Consider the following 25,473-nt stretch of genomic DNA (forward strand, 5'->3'; position numbering starts at 1 on the left):
CAGGTAGGCAGGGAGATCACATCCTGCGCGCCTGCTCTTTTCTTGTTGCTAAGGCTTGTATGTCTGTAAAAGCTGCTCAATTTGCTTGATGGCAAAATGGACATGCTTGTTGTCGCGGGTGAGTCTGCTTGCCATGATGGCTCCTTCAATGGAAGAGAAGATAACCGATGCGACTGCTTCTGCTTCCAATTCGGAACGAAATTCTCCCTGGGCAATTCCTTCTTCCAGCAATCCCTGCATGAAGGATATCGTCTCTTGGTAAGCGGCGACGGCATAATCGCGAAGAACAGGGAACGAATGGTCACTTTCGACGGCTGTGTTGAGAAGCGGGCAGCCGCCTTGGAGCGGGGGATTGTTTACCGCATCAGAATATACCTTTGCCATGGCTACGAGTTTTGCAGCGGCTGTGTCCTGTTCTTCTAGCGCAGCAGCAAAATGTTCATTCAATACTTCACCAGCATATTTGAAGGCCTCTATTGCTATTTCATCTTTACTGGAAAAACCTCTGTAGAGAGCGCCTTTGGTAAGGCCCGTAGCATCCATGATGTCTTGCATGGAGGTTCCTGTATAGCCGTTTTGATTAAACAGCTCTGCTGACTTCCGGATAATATGCAGCTTTGTTTTTTCGCCTTTTCGCATCGCGATAGTCCTTTCATTCGGCCAACACGGTCTATATTCGTCCAAGTTATTGTAACATTTCTCTCGTGTACGAAAGAAGGCATTCATGTAAAATCAAAAAAGAGACCGAACCGTTCGGTCTCTAAAATCGAACAAAGGGTTGTGAGGCAGGATGAACCGTATCAAACCGTATTCGATTGTCATTTTCGTCGCATGTATAGCGATCACGTATGCACTCGTGCAAAACTTTATCATCGATCCAGAAGCGAAAGGCTTTCTCAGTCACAAATCTGCTTACAACAAAGAACGAATGAACACATCGATCTGGCTCACGGTCATGTATGTTCATTTGGTTTTCGCCCTGATTGCGCTGGTCTGTGGAGTGGCTAACTTTTCGGACAAGCTGCTCGCACAGAACCGCAAGCTACATAAAGTAACAGGCTATGTCTATCTTTTTAGTGTGTTGGTTGTCGTAGTTACATCCGGTTATATGGCCCCTTATGTAACGGGCGGAAAAGTGGCGAGTTGGCCATTTCATTTATTGAACATCATCTGGCCTGCTATCACCATTACGGCGCTTGTCAAAATCAAAAAGCGTCAAGTCATGAAGCATAAGGAATGGATGGTCCGGAGTTTCGTCTTCTTGTTCACCAACATGCTGATTCATCTCGTGAAGCTGATCGTAGAGAAGGTAGTAGGATTGCCGTATGAGCTCAGTTATACAATCGGTGTATATGTCGCTCTGATTGGACTTGTCGTGACGGCGGAGGTCATTATTCGTACGAAATTGCGCGCGCCGAGAAAAGCAAGGGAGCGGCTCAGTGCTTCCTAGTAAAGCTTCGCATCAGAACCGACGAGGTTAGGCTGATGCGAGGCTTTATTTTTGTTGTAAAATACTCGGTTCGATTGCATAGGCCAAGTCGGGATGTTCCGGAGCAATTGATTTCAGTGAAATATTGATTATCTTATTGATTATTTTTTTTGTTACTTCATTCTTAACTTTTTTGTTTTTGATATTTTTTGTTTTTGATTTTTTATGTCTGTTATTTTTGGAATCATCTGTTTCGTCTTCGGCATTGTTTCCAGATTTGACTTCGACCTCCTGGAAGGTAACATCCATATCACCTTGAAAGAACAATTTATTTGCTGTTCCCTTAAAATCATAGTAGTCGTCTTCGTTCAGGTTACTCAGGTTGACCAATCTATCGACCAGCAGTTCGATCTCGGGTTGAAGAAGATCTTGAGTAATTTTAGTAATGGGGTCATCCTTCCAAAATGTATTAATTGATTGTATGTCATTTGCAAAGCCAGCTATTGTATGCCGATCATAAATGTGCTGCCAACAACTTTGGGGGATAATCACGTGGAAAGTAATTTTCTCGTCATTTTCGTATGTATCGGCACTTCCAGTGATTCGGCCTTTGCCCATTGCTTTGTGGGCGTTATCGGACAATTCGGTAGATCGCTCTAATACTTTATAGTTAGTCACCATATAATCCCAAGTGAAGCTTGTTTCTGACAAAGCAGGATATTTGCCTTTTGACTCCGATAAATTTTCTGGCTTTTTGTCTAGCCATTCGCTAGGAACACGTTTCACATTCTTCACCTTGATTTGTTGCTGTTCCCCTTCATTATTGGTGTATGCTTCCTTGGTTGCAAAATAAAAAGTTTTCTTGGATTCGGAAGCAAGTTTGATCAAGTCCAAATGACCCGTAAAATTTTCAAGTGACTCTTGTGATATGGTATGATCCAGTTTCATATCTTCGTTCGTTTGGTTACGAGCTTTTTCTCTTCGACCGGTATTATGCTTGTCTTCCCCTTTAAAACGTTGTATCGGTTCGCCGTTACGATTCAGTGAACTTGTTTTTTGAACAAATGCTGTTCTTTGTCTCTGGGACTTCATTAACTGAATCAAAGCTCGATTTCCAATCGACTTCTGCAGTTGGATGAAGTGCGACTGGCTATCCGGTATGACGGATGGAGCAGTTGGAGGGAGGACTTGTTGTACGGGCAGCCGCCGATCAGATGCTTTGGCGGAGTGCTCGATTTTGTGAGACGACATGGGAAATCACCTCCAGGGGATCTGAATGAATAGAATGTGGCGGCTAACCTACTGCTGCAAGGCTTTGCTCTGCATCAAAAAGTCGATAAACGTACGCATAATCCCGTGAACAGGTGTATCCTTGAGGTAAATCAGCTCGAAGTTCCGGTTGATTTGCGGCAGATTCAGGACGTCTACTTCTTGCAGATCTCCTTCGCACAAGTCTTTGGAGATGGCAAAGCGAGGTAAAAAGGCGATGCCCAGCCTTTGTTTCACCATCCGCTTCACGACCTCGATGTTGTCAGCCTCCATGACGACATTGTTTTGTAGCTGAAAATGGCTGAATGCATTGTTGATCAGCTTCCAGTCGAGCGAGCCCCGATTGAACAAGATCAGTCGCTCACGTGCGACTTCTTCAATGGAAACCTGATGGCGGAAAGAGAAAGGATGGTCGGGATAAATCGCTAAGACCATGTCGTCCGGCATCAGTTGAATCCGGTTAATCTGTGGATGGGTAACGGCACGAGCAATTCCGAATGACACCTCGTGGTTCAGAACCATATCCAGCACCTGATGAGAATGCCCGGTGAGGATCGTCAGCTTGATTTTGGGGTACAGTTGCTGGAATTGCTGGACGAGGTCAGGCAAAATGTAAAAGGCGGAGACAAAAACGGTGGAGATAGTCAATTCTCCCTCTACATCGCCTTGCGATCGCTGAATCGCTTGTTGTCCCTCTTGCAGCATGTGCATGATGTTTTTCGCATAGGGAAGGAACAGATCGCCTTCCTTTGTAAGAGAAATCGTATGACCCGTACGTTGAAACAGTTTACAGCCCAAAGTTGTCTCGAGTGCCTTGATCCGCATGCTGACCGTGGGCTGTGACAGATAGAGCAAATCAGCCGTTTTGCTGAAGCTCCCGGTCAGGGCGACAAAGATGAATGCTTCCATTTGCTCCATATTCATGAGTAGTGGCTCCATTATGTGAATTTTCAAATCGCATAGGAAAGTTTACGTGCTGCACAGTGTAAAAGCGACCATACTTAAACTTTCCGCAAAAACACGGCCGCTCCTCCTCAAACAAGCCTCGATAATGTTTTCTTAAGTGACTTATAGCAATAATTTATTGGATTCGCTCTCCAAAATACATTACCTTAACATTAACAGAATAGGTAGTGTTCTCAAAGGAAATTAGCACAAGGGATGGATACAGATGACCAAGATGCCGATTATCGATTTGCACTGTGATGCACTTCTGAAAATTTGGGAGAAAAATGGGGCTCTGTCCTTTGCGGATGCGGACGAGCTGGACGTCAACAAAAAACGGTTACACGATGGCGGGGTAAAGCTACAGTGCTATGCCATCTGGACATCACCTGAATTGTCCACGGAGCAACGTTTTCAAAAAGCTTTGGATCAAATTCATTACTTTTATTCAGAGGTGCTCGGAAAACATCCAGAAATGAAACAAATCCGTGATTGGAGCGATCTCGACCATTTGCAAGAGGGCGAGATTGGAGCGTTGCTGACGTTGGAAGGTGTTGAGCCAATCGGCAACGATTTGAAGAAGCTGCACATTTTGTATCAGTTAGGGGTTCGCTCTGTGGGCCTCACCTGGAACTTCGCGAATCTCGCTGCGGATGGTGCGCTGGAACCGAGGAATGCCGGACTGACGACTTTTGGCAAGGAAATCATTCAGTTCCACAATGAGCATAAAATGTTGACGGACGTCTCGCATCTAGGGGAGGGTAGCTTCTGGGATACGATTGAGCTCGCTACATACCCGATCGCGAGTCATTCGAATGCACGGACGATCTGCGACCATCCACGCAATCTTACGGATGAACAGGCAAAAGCGTTATTTGCGAAAGGCGCGAATGTACATGTCGTCTACTGCACCCAGTTTATCAATGAAACGACACCAACCACGATAGATGATCTGATCAAGCATATCGATCATTTTTGTTCGCTCGGTGGCGTGCGTCATATCGGGCTAGGATCAGACTTCGACGGCATTACCGCAAAGGTAGTGAACTTGGAGCATGCGGGTCAGAGCCAAAACCTGATCAATGAGCTGCTCAAGCATTATAAGGAAGAAGAGGTGCGCGGGTTTGCCTACGAGAACTTTCTGCGCAATCGTCCCGTGTAAGCGATCGGCATAGCCTTACGAAAGGAATGGAATGCATGACGAAAAAAATTCGGCAGCTCGGTGCGACAATCGGGAGGCTGCCGGTCGGTGAGAAAAATGACATTACGGATGTAGCCGGAGTCCGAGTGGGACATGTGACGATCCAGCATGAGCTGGACAACGAGGACTATGCATGCACCGGTGTGACAGCCATTTTGCCACATAGCGGTAGCTTGTTTCGCGAAAAGGTAACCGCAGCCAGCTATGTGATCAATGGCTTCGGCAAAACGACGGGACTCGTGCAAGTAAATGAGCTGGGGGTATTGGAATCGCCGATCATGCTCACGAATACGTTTTCCGTTCCCGCAGTTACACAAGGGACTCTTCAATACATGCTGGATACGAACGAAGAGATCGGGGACACGACCGGGACGATCAATATTGTCGTGGGCGAATGCAATGATGGCCATCTCAATTCCATACGCCGCTGTGTCGTGCGCCCGGAACATGCTAGAGAAGCGATTCTGAACGCAACGGACCAGGCCGTAGAAGAAGGCGCTGTCGGGGCAGGGACGGGGATGATTGCCTTTGGCTATAAAGGTGGTATCGGCTCGTCTTCTCGTATCGTGGTGGCTGAGGAGCAGGTCTATACATTGGGGGCTTTGGTACTCAGCAACTTTGGCAACAAGAATGATTTCTTGGGAGCAAATCTGTTTACAAGCTGCAAAAGCAGTGAAAACGCAGTAGAGAAGTCCGAGGATGGCTCCATCATCATCGTACTGGCGACAGATGCGCCGCTCAGTGATCGACAACTGCTTCGGGTAGCAAAGCGCGCAGGAATCGGTTTGGGACGCACGGGGAGCCATTTTGGGCACGGGAGCGGCGACATCGTTATCGCTTTTTCCACAGCACAAAAAATTCTACATCAGACAACAGCCGTTACGGAAACGCGCGTGCAACTACGTGAGGATCACCCGATCATGAACGAGCTGTTTGCTGCAGCAGCAGAAGCGACAGAAGAAGCCATCTATCATTCTCTTGCGCAAGCAGTCACGACTAGGGGAAGAAAAGGACGCATCGTTCATGCGTATCCAAGTCAAGGCATAGGAGAGTAGTAACATAACCCTACAACTGGTGACATACCTTGAGTGTAAAGAGGTGCATGGTGTGAAACAGGAGGTAGGGTTATGTATATCGAAGTCGAAAAGGGTGTCACGGTTTTTGTTGAAGACCTCAACCCTGGCCCGAGTAGCAAAACGATTTTTTTCGTTCACGGCTGGCCGCTCAACCATAACATGTATTCCTACCAATTCAACGTACTTCCCCAGCACGGGTTCCGTTGTGTTGCCATGGACATCCGCGGCAACGGCCAATCAGACAAACCGTGGAGCGGCTATACGTATGATCGCTTAGCAGATGATATCTATGTCGTTTTGGAAGCGTTACAGATAAGGGATGCCGTCTTGCTAGGTTTTTCAGTGGGTGGAGCCATTTCGATTCGGTATATGTCTCGTTATGAGGGGCGTCATATTTCCAAGCTAGCGCTAGTGGATGCGGTTTCTCCTTCCTTTGTGAAAATGCCGGATTCTCCATACGGCGTCCCAAAGGAGCAGGCGGATGCGCTGATTAGTCAGATGTACGCCAATTTACCTGAGTTTTTAAACACGGTTTCTTTGCAGTTTTTCAACCGAAATTTAGGGACTGCTACGCTTCAGTGGTTTGTAAAAATGGGGCTGGATTCTGCTTCCTATGCGCTCATCAAAATATTGCAAGCAGCATCGAGAGAGAATGTAACAAAAGACTTGAGTCAAATTCGTGTGCCAACCGGAATCTTTCATGGGATTCACGATCAATTGATTCCATTCAAAAGCGCCGAGCTTACCCAGCAGCAAATCAAAGGGTCGAAGCTGTTTCCGTTTGATAACAGTGGACACGGCTTGCCGATTTGTCAGGCGGATGATTTTAATAAGAAGCTGATGGAGTTTATTAACTCTTGATAAGGAGAGGTTTAGAAAGCCGATATTTCTGCCTTGGTGCAGGATATCGGCTATTTCTTTTAGAAATTACCAAAATATAGTTTTCAATAGACGTGGAAAAATAACGAGTAAGGATGGGGAAATTGAAGAAGAAACTGTGGATCTCTATACTACTTATAGCAATATTTGTGGGAGGTTTTTATTTCCTTGTGAAAGGTAATCCGCCATTGGATGTTGGTACGCTTGCTTCAAGCAATGATCATAAATCTGTTGTTGTGGGAATGGGTAATAAGGGCTTTGGTGAAGTGAAAATAATAGATGTCTCGGTTAATAACAATGAAAAACCATCAAAAACAAAAGTACAGGTTAGTAATGCTTTACAAGGATTCATCGTAACTGACGATTATGATAATAAGGAATCAATACCCTATGGATTTCAGAATATAGAGGATATAGCGATGAAAGCTGGCACATCTGAGGGTACTGCTACGAAAAACGATGAAATTTATGGACTTAGTGTTATTCATCATGAAGCGATAAACAGAGTCAATATAAAGTACACCTATCTGGGAATTACATTTGATGAAATGGTGTTCTTTCAAGCGGAGGTAAATCGATGAGCCAAATGAAAGTTGTACCTGTCGAAGTTCCCTGGATGATCAGCCCCTCACATGATTTCGTCGGTTTTACTGGTTATGAGGAGCGGGAAGTAAGCGTGGAAGTGATGTGTGGATATAATCAAAAGCGCTACGATAAAGTCTTGTCTAGGCTGCAAGAGCAGTATGGGGAGGACATCCCGGACGACGAATACAATAAGGCGGGCAGTGCTATCATCAAAATTACTTTCCGGCCAATTTGTCTTTTTACGATGTACGGTAAAATGCAGGGCTACGAGCGATATGATTTCAGCATACTCGATCAGTACTATGATGGGAGACTGTCTTTTCGTGACGAATGGGACAAAACCGATGTTTGCCCAAACCCAGGATTTTACGAAGTAGTGGAGTCAAAAGTAAAAGAAGCATTTGGCTTTACGTCCCCTAAAGTAAAGCATTGGGTATTATGCGCGCATGACTCCTGTATCGATGTGTTGGCCTATTCATTTGAATGGGAAGAGGTTGAATGGGGGAAAGCCAAATAACGGTCTCTCCCAGCTAGAAATACCTAGGAAAAATCAAAAGGCATTGCCCGTTCTTGCAAACAAGAGGGCGATGCCTTTGTTTTTTGGACTGAATTGAACAATTTGTTCAATGCGAGCTAGACAATTTGTTCAAATCGTTCAAAGGCAATCGAACAATGTACACGTAGAAGAAGTACGGATAGCGTCCAGATTTCGCTTATTTTCAGACGAAAATATGTTTGGCATGAAAATTGCTAATAGAATAATCCTCGGAGAAGAGAAACGATTACGTTACTCTCGACGCACGACACTCGATTGGATTTTTCTTCATTTCCTACAGCAAGGTGTTATATTCATGTGTTTTTACGAAATCATAAATGAATCTGGTAGGTTAATCTTCGAAAAATGATCGAGTGGTGCGAAGAAATCACCGGAGGGATATTTTATGCAAATGAAAGCTGCTGTTACTCACTCAAAAGGTGAAGAATTTCGTATTCAAACGATTCAACTCGATGAACCTAAGAATGGAGAAGTTCTGATTCGCGTCGTAGCTTCTGGAATTTGCCACACAGATATGATTGCGCGCGATCAAGAATATCCCGTTCCACTTCCAGCCGTTCTGGGCCATGAAGGTGCAGGTGTAGTTGAAAAGGTAGGCGAGGGTGTTACCTATGTACAGCCTGGTGATCATGTGGTGCTCGGTTTTGCCCATTGCGGAAAATGCCACTATTGCTTGAGCGGACGTCCGTATGTATGTGAAAGATTTTTCGAGCTGAACTTCCTTGGCAATATGGAAGATGGGACAAAAAGACATCACTGTGAAGAGAAAGGATTGTCCAACTTCTTCGGTCAGTCCTCCTTTGGAACGTACACGATTGTAAACGAGCGTAATTTGGTGAAAGTAGACAAAGATGTAGATTTGGCTCTTTTGGGACCGCTTGGCTGCGGTATTCAAACAGGTAGTGGCACGGTCATAAACAGGCTGAAACCAGAGGCAGGATCAAGCATTGCCGTGTTTGGTGCAGGAGCGGTTGGGCTTAGCGCGATCATGGCTGCGAATGCAATTGGTTGTGGTACGATCATTGCGGTCGATGTGCATGATAATCGTCTTGAACTGGCAAAAGAACTGGGTGCGACCCATGTCATTCATGCGCGAAACGTTGATCCGGTAGAAGAGATCAAGAAAATTACCAATGGCGGCGTAAACTATGCAGCAGAAACTGCTGGTCGACCAGGCGTATTGCGTCAAGCTGTCGATGCACTCACATTTTGCGGAGTCGTAGCGCAAATCGGGGCACCGCCACTCGGAACCGATGAGAAAATCGATACGAACGACTTGCTCTTACTCAACAAAACCATTACTGGCGTAGTAGAAGGGGCTTGCGTACCGCGCATTTTCATTCCGCAGTTGATCAATTTGTACAAGCAAGGGAAATTCCCGATGGACAAGCTGGTAAAATTCTATCGTTTCGATGAAATCAATCAAGCGGTGGCCGATTCTCATAGCGGTAAAACAATCAAAGCAATCATCAAGATGGACTAAGCTAGGAGGACACTTCATATGAGCAACATTTTCAACGAGTACACAAAACAATACATTGATGGCGAATGGCGAGAAGGCAAGAGCCAGAATAGCTATACCAACCGCAACCCATACGATCAATCCGAGCTGGTGAGCATCAAGCTGGCTACGGTTGAAGATGTAGAGCAGGCGTACGAATCTGCAAAAGCAGCACAAAAAGAGTGGGCAAAAACGAATGCGTACGTTCGCTCTGGCATCATTCACAAAATCGCAGAAGCGGTAGAAAAAAATCGTGAGCTGCTCGTGAATATTTTAGTCTCCGAGACAGGCAGCACATTTGCAAAAGCAAACGCGGAAGTTGATTTTGTGGTCGGCGATATTAAGGAATACGCGTCTTTGCCATTACGGATGAAAGGTGAAATCCTGCCTTCTTTTATTCCGGGCAAAGAAAACCGCGTCTACCATCTGCCAGTTGGGGTAGTAGGGGTAATCAGCCCGTTTAACTTCCCGCTGTACTTGTCTATCCGCGCTATCATCCCTGCTTTGGCTACTGGTAACGGCGTTGTGGTCAAGCCGGATCTGCAAACGTACATCTCCGGTGGATTGGTCATCGCGAAGCTGCTCGAAGAAGTGGGATTGCCAAAAGGCTTGTTTAACGTAGTCGTTGCAGATATTGCGGAAATCGGCGATGCCATGATTGAAAATCCGATTCCAAAAGTCATTTCCTTCACAGGCTCTTCCGCTGCTGGTCGTCGAATCGGCGAAATCTGCGGCAGAAACCTGAAAAAAGCTTCTCTGGAACTAGGCGGAAACAACGTGATGATCGTCCTGGAGGATGCAGATGTCGAGCAAGCGGCAAGTGCGGCTGTCTTCGGGAAGTTCCTCCACCAAGGACAAGTTTGCATGGCGTTGAACCGCATTATCGTTCATCGCAAAATCTATGATCAATTTATTGACGCTTTCGCCAAAAAAGCTTCCGTCATCCAAGCGGGCAATCCAGCAGACCCGAATACCTTTGTCGGTCCGCTTATTAACGAAAGACAAGTGGATAAAATTCAAGGCTTGGTCGATCAAGCAATCGCGGAAGGTGCGCGTGTTATCAAACGCGGTGAAGTGAAAGGCACACTGATGGAGCCAGTGATTCTGGCAGATGTCACAAATGATATGGCGACAGCTAAGAATGAAGTATTCGGTCCTGTTGCCAATATTTTGCCGGTGGATAGCGAAGAGGAAGCAATCCGCATCGCAAACGAAACTGATTTTGGCTTGAGCGGATCATTGTTTACACGGGATTTGGAGCATGGCGTAGAAGTCGCTCTGCAAATCGAAACAGGTATGATGCATATCAACGATCAAAGCATCAACACCGAGCCAAACGTACCATTTGGCGGAGAAAAATCATCCGGCTTGGGACGCCATGGTAGCGATTGGTCCCTGCATGAGTTTACGTCTCCACGCTGGGTATCCGTTCAGAAGGAAGCTCGTCCGTTTCCGTTTTAATTATGAAATGTCAAATCCCCTCGGTTCAAAAGGCCGAAGGGATTTGTTTTGTTTTTTGTAGCTGTAGCGGGGGAAGAAGCGCATTTCCAGTCTACGCTTCGGCCTACACCCCGCAAGGGGGATTGACTGCCCGCTTCGGAATAATTTATTCCTACGCTGGGACGGGCTCCAGAGGCGCTTTGACTGGAAATGCGCTTCTTCTACGCAGCTTTTGTCAAAGTCTTTGTTCGTTTATTCATGAGGGGATGCAATGATCTCGCAAGCTTTGCATCGAAGTATTTTCGTAAGCTTAACCTAAGCAGTAATCTTTTAAGCGAGTACAACCACCCAAGCTGGTAAGAGAAAAAAGAAGAAATAAGCGAAAGTCTTTGGGATACCAACCGAAGCGCAATGGAAAAAGGAAACCTGCCTTTAGCGTCCACCTCTGAAATACTTCGCAGAGACGCGACTTTGGACGCGGGTTTCTTTTTTTCCATGGAGCTGGGCAGGGATGACCTCCTAGCAGGTAGCCCAAGAACTTGAGCGTTTTCTTCTTTTTTCTCCCCACCACTATAGCCCGACATAGAGGTATAATAAAAGAAGGAGAGATAACTAGACGGGAGGGTAGGCTATGTACAAAAATCGGATAAAGGCTAGAGATTCGTTTCTCTCAGCCGGACAGGTAAAAGCTGATGTTCCCGTCAGTATTTCTGAATCGTGGAGCAGGAGCCTGTCCTATAAAATCGATCCGAATTTGCGAAAAACGCCTGAAGTACTCAACCAAATGGATGTCCACATACTACAGGAATCCAGCCTGTTATACCATGCATATCAATCGATTATTCCAAAGATCCAATCTTTCATCCATACAAAATATTCCATGATACTAGCGGATCACAAAGCGAGATTACTCCATGTCAATGCCGACCACCAATTGATGGAGTTGTTAACCAGCTTCAATGCGGTTCCAGGCGGAGTGTGGAGCGAGGAGCTATGCGGAACGACTGCGTTCGGCACCACCCTCGTGGCGGGACAGCCAGTCGTCATCCACGATGCACAACACTTTTGTGAGAGCTGGCAAAACATTTCCTGCGCGGGTGTGCCGATTTTTCATCCGATCACGAAACAGGTGATTGGCGTATTGGATTTGACGAGCTTTGCACAAGATTTTCCTGCCCATGCCTTAGTCTTAACGCAAACGGTCGCGAAAAGCATGGAGATGGAGATTTTCAATCAGCTTCAAATTCATCGATTGTATCTTGAAAATACGTTTTTAGAAAAAGAGTTGTCCATTTCCAATGATTTACTGGTGGCCATTGATTTGGAAGGGCAGATCGTACGGAGCAATGATCCGGCTACAAGCGACCAGCAAGAGTGGTACCACAGATTCGACTGGCAGCACTTCTTCCAATCCTGTCAGGAGCAATCGGACCTTTCCTTGTTATCCACTATCGTTCCGGTTGAGCGGCCTTTGCCTTTTTCGCCTGATCCTGCTGCAGGCAGACTTCAGCTCGTGTTTTACAAAAATCGGTTGATCGGTGCGCTTATTCAAATGCGTCGTCAACCTGCGCGTTCTGCGAAAATCGTTGGAATTGCCGATAGTCCATCCCAAAATCGTGGACTGCCGAGCAAGGGAACTGCGAAAGAAATGGTGGGGGAATCACCTCAGTGGCTTGGGTTGCTGCAAAAATTAGACAAGGTCGCTGGGCGTGATATGTCTGTGCTTTTGATCGGGGAAAGCGGAACGGGAAAAGAAGTGCTATCCCAGTACATTCACGAACATAGCTTGCGAAGACATAAGCCTTTTGTGGCGGTAAACTGTGCAGCCTTTGCCCATGATCTGGTGGCGAGCGAGTTGTTTGGCTATGCACCGGGGACGTTTACGGGCGGCTTGAAGGAAGGAAAAGTGGGGCTGTTTGAAGCTGCGGATGGGGGCACCTTGTTTCTGGATGAAATCGCGGAGCTCCCATTACCCATTCAGGCCATGCTCCTGCGGGTATTGCAGGAGAAGCAGGTGACCCGCATCGGAGAATACAAAGCTCGTCCTTTGGACATTCGGATCGTCGCTGCCAGCAATAAGGATCTGAAAAAAATGGCAGACGCCGGACAATTCCGTTTGGATCTCTACTACCGGTTGAATTCGATAGAACTAAAAGTCCCGCCACTGCGCGAGCGAACAGAAGACATCGTCCCAATGGCCGAACACTTTTTGGGCGCGCATAGGCACGGTTCGTTTGCATACCGCTTGATGCCCGACACAATAGACGCACTACGACTGTACGATTGGCCGGGAAATGTCCGAGAGCTGAAAAATGCGATCGAGCATGCTGTCGTCTTTGCGGAGGATGACCGAATCTTCCCATGGCATATACCGGATATGATCCAGGAGTCAACAGGGACAACAGAAGACAGTAAGCAGCTTTTACAGCCCACGCCGCTAGATGATGAACGTACGCAAATCGTGGAAGCATTGAACGATAGCCGCTACAACTTCACGAAAGCAGCGAAGCTGCTGGGGATTTCACGGGGCACGCTGTACAATAAAATGAAAAAATATGAGATTACGTAGAAAAGGAGTGTTCCGAAGGCATGTTGAAAGGCTTTTGGAACACTCTTTTTGCTAACTAGAATCTAATAGCCGAAGGCAGGGGAATAGGAATGGACCACGCGAGTATTTCAGCTCTGGAAGCATTTGTGCAGCAGTTCATGGAGAAGGAAAAGGTGCCGGGGCTCTCTATTGGCATCTCCCGGGATGGTGAGACCATCTATCAAAAAGGCTTTGGTGTCACCGATCTGGGGACGAATCAGCCAGTAACACCCGAGACTATTTTCGGCATTGCTTCGGTTACCAAATCGTTTACGGCTGCAACCATCATGCAGCTCGTAGCAGAAGGCAAGCTGTCTGTTGACGACTCAATTCGCAGCTATTTGCCTGATTTGCAAGTAAAGGGAGACATACATACTGACAAAATCACGTTTCACCATTTGCTCTCCCACACTTCAGGTGTTCCACCACTGCTTCGCCGTGAAGAACTGACGAAACTTCCCGAGCATATTGCCTATTTGAACGAAGTCCAATTTGACCCCCTTGGTGTGCCAGGTGAGTACATCAGTTACAGCAACGACATGTTTCTCCTGCTGGGAGCCATTATCGAGCGTGTCACTGGGCAGCGCTACCGTACCTATGTAACAGAACGTCTGTTAGCACCGCTCGAAATGAATCGCTCGACGTATAACCTGGAAGAAGTCGCTCGCTTTTCCGATGTCTCGGTCCCTTATGTCAAAGGGGAGGTGCAGCAACTAAAAAAAGTACCGTGGCCCTCGCTCGGCAATTATGAAGTGGGGGGAGGCATCCGCTCCTGCGTCGTTGACTTGCTAAAATACGGTCAGCTCTATATTCATGCCGGGCGTTACAAAGAGAAGCAGGTCGCAGATGGAGCCTCGCTTAGAGCCATGTGGCAGCCGGTTCATCGACTGACAAAAGACGCCTGGTACGGATATGCGCTCAAAACAACGCCCAATTATGCAGGAAAAACGCTAGTTGAGCACGGGGGCGGTCAGCCCGGGGTGTCGTCGAACTTCGGGTTTGTACCGGAAAAAGGGCTGGTCGTCACCGTTCTTTCCAACCTGGAAAACGTGCCAATTCGCAACGTCTGGCTGGCTGCTGTGAATGCTTCCCTTGGTTTGCCGCTTGCACACAAAGAAGACGAAGCTCCGCATTATTCGCCAACGAGAGAAGAACTGGAGAAACTCGTCGGGACGTACATGTCAGGGGAAGGCGGAAGATTGCGACTCTTCCTTCGAGATGATACTCCTGTTGCAGAGGTAGCTGGTGTTGAGTACGAATTACGGGCCAGCAGCCACGATACGCTGATCGATGTACAAAACGGACAACCCCTGCGCTTCTTTTTCAAAAAACACAAGCAAGCATGGGCGGTCCTCATGGGGCTGAGGATGCTCTGTAGGAGTGAAGACAAGTTCTAGACTGACTCCATAAATGAAACAGCGGCGAGCCAAGACATGATCATAAAGTCTTGGACTCGCCGCTGTTATGACTAATAATGATACATCGAGATGAAAAAGGACAGAAAGCAAAGAACGAGCGCCGGTATTGCTTTCGGAAAAGGATCTCTAGCTATCACAAGTAGGATGAAAGCAGCTACCAACATAGTCACGCCTAAAAGCAATCCTGATAGTAATGCAGCGATCGAAAACCATATTCCAATAATCAAGCCAATGGAACTGATGATCTCAATAAAGCCCGTTAAGAAGTTAAAGATGGGAGGGAGTCCAAAGCGGTCAAATTCATTCGCCATTTTACCGGAAATAATTTTTGTACCTGTAAACATAAAGAAGATCGCAACGATGACTTGCAAAACGATTAGGGTCATGACAGCTTCCTCACATTCATTGTTCAGTATCAATTGAATGTATGCTATAGCATGTATTTACTAAAAAAGTATTTGCATCTCCATTTATTCATCTTTTACTACTTGATAGAGCTTGTCTAGCAATGCATGTAATTCCGCAATCTCTACATCGGTAAGGTTTTGCGTTACATGGCTATGCGCTTCGGTAACGACGGGTAGAAGCTTTGATTTTAGCTCCATCCCTTTGTCACTCAGCAACAAGTTATGAGAGCGTTTATCCGCGTCATTTAACGTGCGAATAACGATTCCCTTTTTTTCAAGCGAGTAAATCATTCTAACGACGGTGGTTTGATCGCGGTCAATCGCATCCGAAAGATCCTTTTGTGTGATCGCTCTTTCTCCATCCATGACACTAAGAATGCCCCATTGCTCTGGCGTGATCTCAAATTGTTTTAACCTCTTCTTAAAATAGTTCGTCATTTTCATATCTGTTCGGTGAAGAAGAAATCCGGTCAGATTGAATAATTCCATAGAAAATCCAACCCCCTTCATTTATATGCTGTAGCATATAAAATGCTAACGTATTTATTCCAGTTAGTCAAATAAATAGTGTCAGGAAAGCCTCACTGAAAAAAGAGTAAAGAAAACGAAAAAACTGGTAAAGATATTAAAACTTATAATTCAGAATATTTAATATAATACGAACTGTCTTACAAAAAGATCATGAGGGGGTTCGTGTATGGGATTTCGTTCCTGGATTTCTGTGGCGCTCCAATTAACGATGGCGACAGCATTGCTTGTAGGCTGTAGTCAGCCAGCGGCCACTCCTGACTCAACATCGCCGTCAGGTGCGAATGGCGTCACGCTAAAAATGGTAGAGAGCATTACTAGCCCACAACGAACTGCGCTTTTAAAAGAAATGCTAGCCCAGTTTGAAGCGAAGAATCCGGGGATCAAAGTCGATCTGATTTCACCGCCATTTGAAGGAGCGGATCAGAAGATCACACAGATGCTGATGGCAAAAGAAGAGCTGGACGTGCTAGAGGTTCGCGAATTCAATGCCAAGCAGTTTTCGATGAACGGCTTTATTGAAAATTTGAAGCCCTACACAGAGAAATGGAAAAATTACGATCAGCTAACTGACGTCGCCAAACGTCGAGCCACTTGGGTGGACAAAACTCCTTATTACATTCCGAATGGACTGTACCAGCGCGTCTTGTATTATCGGACGGATTGGTTTAAGGAAGCAGGGATCGAGGTGCCGAAAACGTGGGATGAGCTCTTGATCGCAGCCAAAAAGCTGACGGACCCAACCAAAAGCCGCTACGGGTACAGCTTCCGGGGAGGTGCGACCGGGTGGGATTACGCACTGATCACCATGTGGGCCTACAACGGGACAGAGGTCGACGCTGACTCCGCCTTTTTCATGAAGGATGGACGCACACTCTTTTCCACGCCGCAATCACTAGAAGCGATGCAGTATTACAAACAGCTTTACAAAGAAGGTTCTCCAAAAGATTCTGTGAGCTGGGGCTTTCAGGAGATGGTACAGGGCTTTGTAGCCGGTTCGACTGCCATGCTGATTCAAGACCCTGACGTCATCGATGGAGCCAAGGAGAAGATGCAGGAAGGGACGTGGGCGACCGCTCCGATTCCGATTGGCCCTTCAGGTGTCGCGCAACAAGTAGTCGGTGGGCCGGGCTGGGGGATGACTTCGTACTCGAAGCACAAGGAAGAGGCGTGGAAGCTGATTGAATTCCTCTCTGATCCTGAACAGAGCACTCATTTTGCGAAAAAGACTTCCACGATTCCTGTCGTGAAAAGCGCGGCAGAAGATGAATTTTACAAGACAGGTTACTTCCAGCCGTTTATTGAGATGAGCCAGCAGCCGACGAAGTTCCTCGACGTTTCACGTCCTGTGGACTACAAAGGCTGGGGAGCTTGGCAAAGCACGGCAGACAAAGATATTCAGAGCTTTTTGCTCGATCAGCTCACCGCAGAGGACCTGTTGAAAAAATGGGATGAATACTGGACAAAAGAAAAAGCCGAGCGAAAGTAGACGTGGGGGGATGGTAGCTTGGACACACAAAAACCCATCGTCATGACGACGAAGCAGGTTGTGCCGGAAGGGAAGAAATCGTTCCGAATCTCCAAAGAAGGTCGCTTTATATTTTTGTGCCTTTTGCCCGCCCTTTTGTTTGTTTCGGTCTTTACGTATTATCCACTCGTGCGTGGAATCATCATGTCTTTTCAGAACTACACGCTCTTTGACTTGATGAATATTCAGTTCATCGGGCTGGACAACTTTGTGAACGTACTGACAAGCCCAGACTTCCCTCGTGTTGCCATGAACAGCTTTTACTGGGTGTTTTTCTCGCTCGTTTTCCAATTGCTGTTTGGATTCATGCTGGCCCTCTTGATGCGTAAAAAATTTCGCGGGAGAGGGATATACCAGGCGTTTGTTTTTTTCCCGTGGGCGATGTCGGGCTTTCTGATTGGGCTGATTTGGCGGTGGATGTTCAATGCCCAGTTTGGCGTCATTAACGATTTGCTTCTGAAAACAGGTCTGATCGATGCGCCGATCTCCTTTTTGGCGGACGGAACTTGGGCGATGGCTGCCGTCATTATCGCGAATATTTGGTATGGCGTCGCGTTTTTTGCCATCATGATTCTGGCTGCCCTGCAATCGATCCCGGAGGAGCTGTACGAAGCGGCGGCGATGGATGGAGCGGGGCGGATTCAGCAGTTTTGGCGGGTGACACTGCCGTATATCATGCCAACGATGCTGGTGACGATCCTGTTGCGGGTCATTTGGATTCTCAACTTCCCGGACATTATTTACGCGATGACGAATGGAGCTCCCGCAGGCTCCACGCATATATTCGCTACCTACATGATCGATAAAGTCATCTTTGGACAAGACTACGGGCAAGCCTCGGCGGTGGGTGTCATCATCGTGCTGATTTTGATGTTATTCACGATCTTTTACGTGAAAGCGACCAAAGTAGAGAAGGGAGGGGACTTCTGATGCACCGTGAACATCTAGGGTGGAGGACTGCCAGAGCGATTGTATTGACCTTGTTTCTTGCGTTCGCGATTTTCCCGCTGTATTGGATTATCATTACGTCGCTCAAAGGTCAAAAGGAAATCTTCTCGCTCCCGATTCAATATTGGCCGGAACAGGTGACACTGATCAACTACTTGGAGATCTTTCAGATTTCTCACTTTCAGGTGTATATCTGGAACAGCTTTCTCGTTTCCTTGGTCGCTTCGGCTATGGTCGTGTTCATCGCGATGCTCGGCGGCTACGTGTTGGCCCGCTTTTCATTTAAAGGGAAGCGGCAGGTGATGTTCGGATTTCTCGTCACCCAAATGATCCCGATGTTCATTGGCATGGCGCCGTTGTACATGATGATGTCCAAGATGCACATCTTAAACAGTCTGTTTTCGTTGATGCTCATCTACACGGTCATGCTAATACCGTTTTGTACGATCATCATGTCTGGCTTTTTTCAACGGATACCCAACGCCTTGGAGGAAGCAGCGATGATGGACGGCTGTTCCCGGTTGAGCGCCCTGTTTCGCGTCATCGTGCCGATCATGCTCCCCGGAATTGCGGCCACGTTTATTTTCGCCTTCGTGCAATGCTGGAACGAGCTGATTATGGCCGTTCTGTTCATTGATGAAGAGTCAGTCAAAACGATTCCGGTCGCAATGAATGCCTTCATCAAAAAGTACGATATCGAGTGGGGAGCGATGTCGGCAGCTACGGTGCTGTCAGTCATTCCGACGATGCTGTTGTTTGCCTTTTGCCAAAAGTATTTGGTGGAAGGGCTCACACAGGGTGCTGTAAAGGGCTAGATGTAGTCCCGCATGCCAGCCTGGTACGCTGTCTCATCGTCGTTTTCCAGACCAAACAGCGCTTCTTCCAAGGCAAATGTACTGCGGTAAAATCTCATTCTTGTCATCACCTGCTCAAGCTGGGGGTACACCGGAGTGAAATGCTGCAAAAACGGTTCGCCATAGCTCGCATAGAGTCCAGCGAGGTCGTATGCCGGATCGCCCACACCGGAGCCGCCAAAGTCGATGATGCCTGTGATACGTTGTTTTGCCGGGGAGTACAAGATATTCCCTGTGCCAAAATCTCCGTGAGTCAAGCAAGGCTGAAAATCAAAATGGGCAGGGTCTGCCAGGTACGATTCAAACCGCTCGGCCACATCCTTTTTCGCTTGCTCACGCATCGCTGGGAACAATTGCGAAACAATCTGTTCATACAGCTCAGTCAACTGCTTGACCATGTCAAAATCGCCAGGGATAAGCTCCGGGAGCAAGGAGGAGACGGGTAGCTGGTGCAGTTCATGAAGAAATTGTGCAAGCTGGGCAGCGACAGTCGGTACCGAGTTTTGACGAGAGGCTGCTTGAAAAGCTTCGCGGGTAAAAGGCTCACCTTCGAGTAGCGGATATCCGACAAACACCCGCCCAGGTAGTTCCTCGGCAAAGGACAAATAGAGCGGAGCCGGAATCGGCAGGGAGAGATATGGTTTTACCGTGCATAAAATGTTCGTTTCGACCTTCAGTTGCTCGATTCCGGCCGTATATTTCGGAAAGCGAAACACGTATGCGTCATTGACGATGAGCACATCATTGTTTTGACCCATTTCGTTAAAGTAGGCGGAAGTAATGGTCAATTCCGGATAGGTTGCTTGAATGTGCTGGATATACGCTTGCGTTGTCATCATGATTCTCCTTCCAATACCCGCATTTCGAAAAAAGAGCACTCTCCCCTAAGGAAAGTGCTCTTTTGTATTTACGATGCTGCCAGTTCAAATCTGACGAGCGTTTCTTTGGTGTCCGCGAGCTTTTCTAGTTCAACAATTCGCCAGTTAGGGGAGATTGTCCTGCGCATCCACGCCAAGGCATCGTCTGGCAAGCGAACGTGGTGCAGCGCTGTTTCCTCGACTTGATAATCGCGCTCCGCTTGGATGTTGTAGCGCTTGTTCAGTAAAAACTTGATCCCGTTAAAAGTGGTGAACTTGATCTGATAGCCTTCGCGAATCGCAGCTTCCAGCGTAGAGGGATCATTTTTGGACAGTTCAAAGAGATGGGTGTAATCGTACTTACCGCCCTCCACGTCCGAAAAAGGCGCAGGGTCACCTGTTCTCAGCTTGTGGATGATTTCTTCATCGACGAATCCATGGGAACGGGCTGCTTCTAACAGCATCGTTTCCCATTGGGATAGTTTTACGGTAGACATGGACTGTCCCTCCTCTTATCACTCTATAAACAGATATCGCCAGCCCTTCTTCTAGTATAAAGCAATGAAATTGTACTTCTCAACTACAATTCCGACTGTTTTAGTATGAAAAGTGCGGCGAACTGCTTTACTCAGGATGAAAGCGAGGAAAGCTTCTTCTTTTCACGTGGCTCCTTGGAGGTTGTGGTCAAGGTCACGCCCGCGATGATGAGAATCGCTCCGAAAAACTGTACGGCTGTTACAGGCTTTGCCAACAATAACAAGCCAAAAAGCATGGCGATGAACGGTTCCAGATTCGCAAACATCGCGGCTTTGGCGGCACCTACCTTCTGAAGTTGACTGTTCCAGATTAGAGTCACTATGCCGTGCATGACGACAGCAGTGACAAACAAGAGAAGCCAGGATGAGAGGCTCGTGCTTACCGTGGCCGTAGGGATGCTGATCAGGACAAAAGGCAGCATCGATCCGAAGCCGATCAGATTGGATACAAGTGTCGTCACGAGTGGAGGGAGTCGATGTCCCAACAACCTGACGAGTATGATCGAGGTAGCGAACGTCAGCATCGTCAATACAATCCAGAGGATACCGACATCAAAATGCAGCTCTGCCCCTGTATAAATGACGAATAAAACACCTGATGTACCGATCACCGAACCGATTGCCATGCGACCAGTCAGGGATTCTTTCAAGAACAAGGCAGCCAAGAGAGCCGTTGTAATCGGCGTCAGCGCCAGGATGAGGGCAGAGGTGGTCGGATCAGCAGTAACGAGCCCTTTGTAAAAGGACCACTGGTTGATGAATACGCCGACTACTCCCAGTGCCGCGAGCAAGAGCCAGTCCGTACGAGAGAGCTTTGGCATTTTCAGACGCCCTTTGGACCAGATGAGCAGAAACAACACGATAAACAAGAGACGCATAGCCGACAAAAAGAGCGGAGAAAACTCAGCGACAAGCATTTTCCCGAAGACGAAATTGCTGCCCCAAGCGGTTACGCAAAAAATGAGCAGCAAGTAGGAGCGTAGCATAGGATTCGTTCCTTCCTGTGGGTCAGCGAGTGTGATCCGGCGTTCGGATGTACTGTTTCCATAGCCAGGTCATGCACAAGTAGGCCGTTAAGACCAGAGCTGTACATAAGGAGGCAATCCAGATTGCCATCATCGGATCGACGTACATCCGGCTGCTATAGCCTGCGACGAATCCCATTACTGCGCTGATCAATATGAAAGTAGGTGCCTTCCCCTTCGTCAACACGATGACGACGATAGGCAAAAACAGCGAGGCATACATAATGCCAAAGAAAAACAGCAAATCCAGCAAGGTCGGCTGGAAGTAGATCGTCAAACCATACGAAAGCGCACCGATGGCAATGGCAAGGATGTAGCCCAAACGGATTTTTTGCCGTTCAGAAGCGTCTGGGCGGAAGAGCTGGTAGACGTTGTTGACCATCAGACTGATCATGGAATGAAGACCTGCACCAAAAGCGGACATGATCGCACCAAAGGCACAGAGGACAAATAATACAAGCAATATCATCGTGTCAATCTTGCGTACGAGATCAAACAACAGCGAGTAAATATCATCAAAGCCGCCCGTAAAAAGGACGATGATGATCAGCGAGGAAAACGCCAGTGGTACGGTTGCAAAAATGAGTCCGGACACCAGAAAGGTAGGGACGATCTTTTTCTCTTCCATCATATAGAGCCGCTGCCACGATGCCTGATCGACAAAGACTTGACCAAACCCAATCAACAGCCCGGTAATGATAAAAAATAGACCCTCGTTGTTGTTGAGCACCAGAAGGTAAGGATGGTAAAGGCGCAGTCCGTTATAGACGTGCTCGACCCCTTTTCCGACGAAAAAGTAGACGGGAATCAGGATGATGGCTGCAAACGTAATGACAATTTGCACGATGGCAAAACGATGGATCGAGCGGATACCTCCGATGCCAGCAAACAGCACACAGAATCCAAAAAAGCAGAGCAAGCCGAGCGGGATCGGTAAGCCAAACAAGATGTTCAACAATACGCCCCCAGCCATTCCCTGGACGAACATCGCTTCAATCGTGGTAATCAAAAGAATGATGATCATCAGCCAGTAACCAAACGGATGCAGCTTGTCTCGCATGTAATCCCCGATGGTCATCCCTTCTGATAACTCACGGCGGACCTTACGCCCAAGCAGGCCAAACATACTGAGGGCAAATGCTCCCATCAAAGCGAAGCCGATCCCGCCAAATATCCCGTATTTGACGAGTGCTTCCGGTGAACCGAAGATTGTGTTTCCGGTCACCCAGCGGGCGAGGATCGAGACGACTCCAAGCCCAATGCCGATCTTTGCTGCACCTACCACGTATTCGCGAAACGATAAGTAGGTCAAGATGCATTCCCCTTGTCCCGGTATTCTTTCGGGGTTTTCCCCACTACCTTGCGAAAAATGGTGCTGAAATAGTGTTGGCTGTTGAAGCCAGTCCGCTCGGCAACGGTCGATATGGACCAATCAGGATGAGCGATCAGGAACTTCTTCGACATTTGAATGCGGTACTGCATTAAATACTCAGAGAATGAGACGCCTACTTCTTCATGAAAACGGCGGCTCAAATACGTCGGATTGATATGGACCTCTGCGGCAAGATCAGCCAAATTCAGCTTTTCCGCGAATTTTTGATGAATGATGTTCATCGCATCGGAAATAATTCGTGTGTAAGCAGAGAGGGCAGGGCTCTTCTGATATTTTTTCAGAATGTCGACCAGCTCGCTCTCAATGACGGGCTTCGTGATGTAATCCACGACACCGAGACGGATCGATTGCTTGGCATAATGAAAATCTTGATAAGCCGTTACAATGATGAGCTCGATATCTTTGTGCTGGGCTCTCAGCTCTTCACCAAGCACCAGCCCGGATTTCCCCGGAAGATTAATGTCCAGAAAGGCGAGATGAAGAGGAACCTTCTGGCTGATCGCCATGGCTTGACTGCCATCTGCGGCCTTGTAGAATTTCCACAAGGGGAACATGGGCTGAATCAAATACTCGAGTTGGTCCAGCTCCAACGGTTCGTCATCCACGAGTAGTACGTTCATCTTCTCACCTCAGATCGATTTGTTCATACGTACAGGGCCACCTGACAGACACAAGAGTTCCTCCCTCAGCTATCGGAGCTAGCTCCAGATGTGCATGATCACCAAAACAAAGGTGGAGCCGCCTGCGGATGTTGTCCAACCCGTGACCGCTCTTCTCATGTGGCTGTTCAGTTTCGATCTCACTTTCATTTTCATTCTGGATTGCTGTGAGTCCGGAAGAACCGTTGTCGATGACCGTAAGCAGGACATCGTCATCTTTTCGGCTTATGCGGATGTCTAAGGTAGCTTCGCCCATTTTTCGTTCCAATCCATGCTTAAATGCGTTTTCCACGAGCGTCTGTAAGACGAATGGCGGAATGGATGCTTGCAAGAGATCATCTGCACAATCCAGTTGAATCCGGAGCCGATCGCCGAAACGCAGCTTTTGAATCTCCAAATATTGCTCCGTGTACGTAATTTCCCGCGCCAATGAAATCAACGGCTCAGTGGATTTGTATTTGAATTTGAGAAACTGGGAGAGGACTTCGAGCGCTCTCACCAGTTCCTTCGTTCGGTTCAATCGCGCTAGACTCAGAATGACATTTAGCGTATTAAACAAGAAGTGAGGCTGGATTTGTTGATTCAACTGATTGTAAAGCGCTTGCTGCAGCTCTTTTTCCAGCTCGATCTTCAGATTCTTGTTCTCTAAGAGATCAATCCGTTTCTCGAAAATGAACAGAAACAATAAAGCAATAGCTCCTATGATAGGAGCCAAAATAAACAGCAGAATGAGTAATGTGAAACCTTCGAAGCTTATCATGAGATCCCTTCTGTATGGATAGATTTTGCAGTTATCATCATATCATGCTGCTTCGTGATCTCTTGCGTTTTTAGAAAATTTTAATCTCTCTATGATTAGACTTGGGCAAGGTGGCACGCAACTTGGTGTGTGTCGTGCAGGCTGGTCAAGCCAGGTACTTCTGTTTTGCAGCGATCAATCGCATACGGGCAACGCGTATGGAAGCGGCAGCCCTGCGGTGGATTGATGGGAGAAGGTACATCTCCGCGCAGAATGATTCGCTCCTGCTTTTTGTTGATGTCCGGCACCGGGATCGCAGATAAGAGTGCCTGCGTGTAAGGATGCTGCGGGTTGTCGAACAGCGACTTTTTATCCGCGATCTCTACCACTTTACCGAGGTACATGACCATGACGCGATCGGAGATGTGGCGAACGACGCCGAGGTCATGGGAGATGAACAAATAGGTCAGCTTGAATTGCTTTTGCAACGATTTCAGGAGATTCAAGACTTGAGCCTGAATGGATACGTCGAGTGCCGATACGGCTTCGTCACAAATGATTAGCTTCGGTTGCATCGCGAGGGCACGGGCAATCCCGATCCGTTGGCGTTGTCCGCCGCTGAACTCATGCGGGAAACGGTCAATTTGATCCGGACGCAAGCCTACATAGCCGAGCAGCTCGATAATGCGCTCGCGGCGTTGATGCGCAGGTACGATATTTTGGATCGCCAAGGCTTCCCCGAGAATAGCAGATACAGATTGGCGCGGGTTGAGCGAAGCAAATGGGTCCTGGAAAATGACCTGCAAATGCTTGCGCATATCCCGCATTTGCTTCTTGGACATCGCCAGCAGATCTTGTCCCTCGAATAGTACCGTTCCGCTCGTCGGTTCATCCAGACGGAGGATGGCACGACCGGTAGTGGATTTTCCACAACCGGATTCGCCTACAATGCTCAGTGTTTCACCTTCATGGATCGTGAAGCTGATGTCATCCACGGCTTTTACATGGTTGACGGTACGGCCTAAAATGCCGCCTTTGATCGGGAAGTGCTGCTTGAGATTTTTTACTTCGAGCAGTGGTTTTTTCGTTGGATTCGCTTGTGTCGTCATCATG

Annotated in this window: 25 protein-coding genes; 13 read left to right on the plus strand and 12 right to left on the minus strand. The window is 47.5% G+C overall.

What is annotated here, in order from left to right; genetic code table 11:
* Positions 1–48 precede the first annotated feature (48 nt).
* Positions 49–639, minus strand: coding sequence for a TetR family transcriptional regulator C-terminal domain-containing protein (locus ASG16_RS15640; protein ID WP_056496400.1), 591 nt, complete (start codon positions 637–639; stop codon positions 49–51).
* Positions 640–790: 151 nt separating this feature from the next.
* Between ASG16_RS15640 and ASG16_RS15645 the strand changes: the two genes are divergently transcribed.
* Positions 791–1,450: a DUF2306 domain-containing protein gene (locus ASG16_RS15645; RefSeq protein ID WP_056496399.1), complete on the plus strand. Its 660-nt coding sequence runs from the start codon at positions 791–793 to the stop codon at positions 1,448–1,450.
* Between the two features lie 45 nt (positions 1,451–1,495).
* Here the strand turns inward: ASG16_RS15645 and ASG16_RS15650 are convergent, their stop codons facing one another.
* Both ASG16_RS15650 and ASG16_RS15655 read right to left on the minus strand, forming a co-directional pair.
* Positions 1,496–2,680, minus strand: coding sequence for a hypothetical protein (locus tag ASG16_RS15650; RefSeq protein ID WP_056496398.1), 1,185 nt, complete (start codon positions 2,678–2,680; stop codon positions 1,496–1,498).
* Between the two features lie 48 nt (positions 2,681–2,728).
* A complete protein-coding gene (locus ASG16_RS15655; protein WP_056496397.1) occupies positions 2,729–3,622 on the minus strand; it encodes a LysR substrate-binding domain-containing protein in 894 nt (297 codons plus the stop codon).
* 247 nt (positions 3,623–3,869) lie between these two features.
* Here ASG16_RS15655 and ASG16_RS15660 point away from each other — a divergent pair, with 247 nt between their 5' ends.
* The 9 genes from ASG16_RS15660 (at position 3,870) to ASG16_RS15705 (ending at position 14,865) form a co-directional block, all read left to right on the plus strand.
* Positions 3,870–4,805, plus strand: a complete 936-nt coding sequence (locus ASG16_RS15660) for a dipeptidase (protein WP_056496396.1) — start codon at positions 3,870–3,872, stop codon at positions 4,803–4,805.
* Between the two features lie 35 nt (positions 4,806–4,840).
* The gene (locus tag ASG16_RS15665) at positions 4,841–5,899 is read left to right on the plus strand and encodes a P1 family peptidase (protein WP_056496393.1); all 1,059 of its coding nucleotides are present in this window, start codon (positions 4,841–4,843) and stop codon (positions 5,897–5,899) included.
* Between the two features lie 72 nt (positions 5,900–5,971).
* Positions 5,972–6,781 (plus strand): alpha/beta fold hydrolase, encoded by an 810-nt coding sequence (locus tag ASG16_RS15670; RefSeq protein ID WP_056496391.1) that lies wholly within the window; start codon positions 5,972–5,974, stop codon positions 6,779–6,781.
* A 113-nt stretch (positions 6,782–6,894) separates the two neighbouring features.
* On the plus strand, positions 6,895–7,380 hold the full coding sequence (locus ASG16_RS15675; protein ID WP_056496388.1) for a hypothetical protein: 486 nt from the start codon (positions 6,895–6,897) through the stop codon (positions 7,378–7,380).
* The gene (locus tag ASG16_RS15680) at positions 7,377–7,901 is read left to right on the plus strand and encodes a hypothetical protein (protein WP_056496387.1); all 525 of its coding nucleotides are present in this window, start codon (positions 7,377–7,379) and stop codon (positions 7,899–7,901) included. Before ASG16_RS15675 ends, ASG16_RS15680 begins: the two co-directional genes overlap by 4 nt.
* Positions 7,902–8,325: 424 nt before the next feature.
* Positions 8,326–9,423 (plus strand): NAD(P)-dependent alcohol dehydrogenase, encoded by a 1,098-nt coding sequence (locus ASG16_RS15685; RefSeq protein ID WP_056496385.1) that lies wholly within the window; start codon positions 8,326–8,328, stop codon positions 9,421–9,423.
* Positions 9,424–9,441: 18 nt separating this feature from the next.
* The gene (locus tag ASG16_RS15690) at positions 9,442–10,902 is read left to right on the plus strand and encodes an aldehyde dehydrogenase family protein (RefSeq protein WP_056496380.1); all 1,461 of its coding nucleotides are present in this window, start codon (positions 9,442–9,444) and stop codon (positions 10,900–10,902) included.
* A gap of 610 nt (positions 10,903–11,512) precedes the next feature.
* Positions 11,513–13,450 (plus strand): sigma-54-dependent Fis family transcriptional regulator, encoded by a 1,938-nt coding sequence (locus ASG16_RS15700; RefSeq protein WP_056496373.1) that lies wholly within the window; start codon positions 11,513–11,515, stop codon positions 13,448–13,450.
* 89 nt (positions 13,451–13,539) lie between these two features.
* Positions 13,540–14,865 (plus strand): serine hydrolase domain-containing protein, encoded by a 1,326-nt coding sequence (locus tag ASG16_RS15705; RefSeq protein WP_056496369.1) that lies wholly within the window; start codon positions 13,540–13,542, stop codon positions 14,863–14,865.
* 71 nt (positions 14,866–14,936) lie between these two features.
* On the opposite strand, the gene ASG16_RS15710 is transcribed toward ASG16_RS15705, so the two are convergent.
* Positions 14,937–15,272 (minus strand): DoxX family protein, encoded by a 336-nt coding sequence (locus ASG16_RS15710; protein WP_056496366.1) that lies wholly within the window; start codon positions 15,270–15,272, stop codon positions 14,937–14,939.
* A gap of 84 nt (positions 15,273–15,356) precedes the next feature.
* Positions 15,357–15,782: a MarR family winged helix-turn-helix transcriptional regulator gene (locus ASG16_RS15715; protein WP_048031864.1), complete on the minus strand. Its 426-nt coding sequence runs from the start codon at positions 15,780–15,782 to the stop codon at positions 15,357–15,359.
* Positions 15,783–15,990: 208 nt separating this feature from the next.
* On the opposite strand from ASG16_RS15715, the gene ASG16_RS15720 reads away from it, so the two are divergent.
* From ASG16_RS15720 to ASG16_RS15730, 3 genes are read left to right on the plus strand one after another with little or no spacing between them, the layout of a single operon-like run.
* Positions 15,991–17,310, plus strand: a complete 1,320-nt coding sequence (locus ASG16_RS15720) for an ABC transporter substrate-binding protein (RefSeq protein WP_056496363.1) — start codon at positions 15,991–15,993, stop codon at positions 17,308–17,310.
* A gap of 18 nt (positions 17,311–17,328) precedes the next feature.
* Entirely contained in the window at positions 17,329–18,279 is a 951-nt protein-coding gene (locus ASG16_RS15725) for a carbohydrate ABC transporter permease (protein ID WP_056496360.1), read from the plus strand.
* Positions 18,279–19,112 carry a carbohydrate ABC transporter permease gene (locus ASG16_RS15730; RefSeq protein ID WP_056496357.1) on the plus strand — a complete coding sequence of 278 codons (834 nt, stop codon included), beginning with the start codon at positions 18,279–18,281 and terminating at the stop codon, positions 19,110–19,112. The genes ASG16_RS15725 and ASG16_RS15730 overlap by 1 nt, the downstream gene beginning before the upstream one ends.
* On the opposite strand, the gene ASG16_RS15735 is transcribed toward ASG16_RS15730, so the two are convergent.
* The 7 genes from ASG16_RS15735 to ASG16_RS15765 form a co-directional block, all read right to left on the minus strand.
* Positions 19,109–19,987 carry a phosphotransferase family protein gene (locus ASG16_RS15735; protein WP_082517324.1) on the minus strand — a complete coding sequence of 293 codons (879 nt, stop codon included), beginning with the start codon at positions 19,985–19,987 and terminating at the stop codon, positions 19,109–19,111. The genes ASG16_RS15730 and ASG16_RS15735 overlap by 4 nt on opposite strands.
* A gap of 71 nt (positions 19,988–20,058) precedes the next feature.
* Entirely contained in the window at positions 20,059–20,505 is a 447-nt protein-coding gene (locus ASG16_RS15740; RefSeq protein ID WP_056496350.1) for a hypothetical protein, read from the minus strand.
* Between the two features lie 131 nt (positions 20,506–20,636).
* Positions 20,637–21,530, minus strand: coding sequence for a DMT family transporter (locus tag ASG16_RS15745; protein WP_056496348.1), 894 nt, complete (start codon positions 21,528–21,530; stop codon positions 20,637–20,639).
* A 22-nt stretch (positions 21,531–21,552) separates the two neighbouring features.
* Complete coding sequence (locus ASG16_RS15750; RefSeq protein WP_056496345.1) at positions 21,553–22,881, minus strand: sodium:solute symporter family transporter; 1,329 nt, start codon at positions 22,879–22,881, stop codon at positions 21,553–21,555.
* Positions 22,878–23,582 (minus strand): response regulator transcription factor, encoded by a 705-nt coding sequence (locus tag ASG16_RS15755; protein WP_017250974.1) that lies wholly within the window; start codon positions 23,580–23,582, stop codon positions 22,878–22,880. The genes ASG16_RS15750 and ASG16_RS15755 overlap by 4 nt, the downstream gene beginning before the upstream one ends.
* Positions 23,583–23,586: 4 nt before the next feature.
* The gene (locus ASG16_RS15760) at positions 23,587–24,381 is read right to left on the minus strand and encodes a sensor histidine kinase (protein ID WP_048031872.1); all 795 of its coding nucleotides are present in this window, start codon (positions 24,379–24,381) and stop codon (positions 23,587–23,589) included.
* A 95-nt stretch (positions 24,382–24,476) separates the two neighbouring features.
* Positions 24,477–25,472: an ABC transporter ATP-binding protein gene (locus ASG16_RS15765; RefSeq protein ID WP_056496342.1), complete on the minus strand. Its 996-nt coding sequence runs from the start codon at positions 25,470–25,472 to the stop codon at positions 24,477–24,479.
* Position 25,473 lies beyond the last annotated feature (1 nt).

The sequence above is a fragment of the Brevibacillus sp. Leaf182 genome (assembly GCF_001423865.2).
Classification (GTDB): Bacteria; Bacillota; Bacilli; order Brevibacillales; family Brevibacillaceae; genus Brevibacillus; species Brevibacillus brevis_C.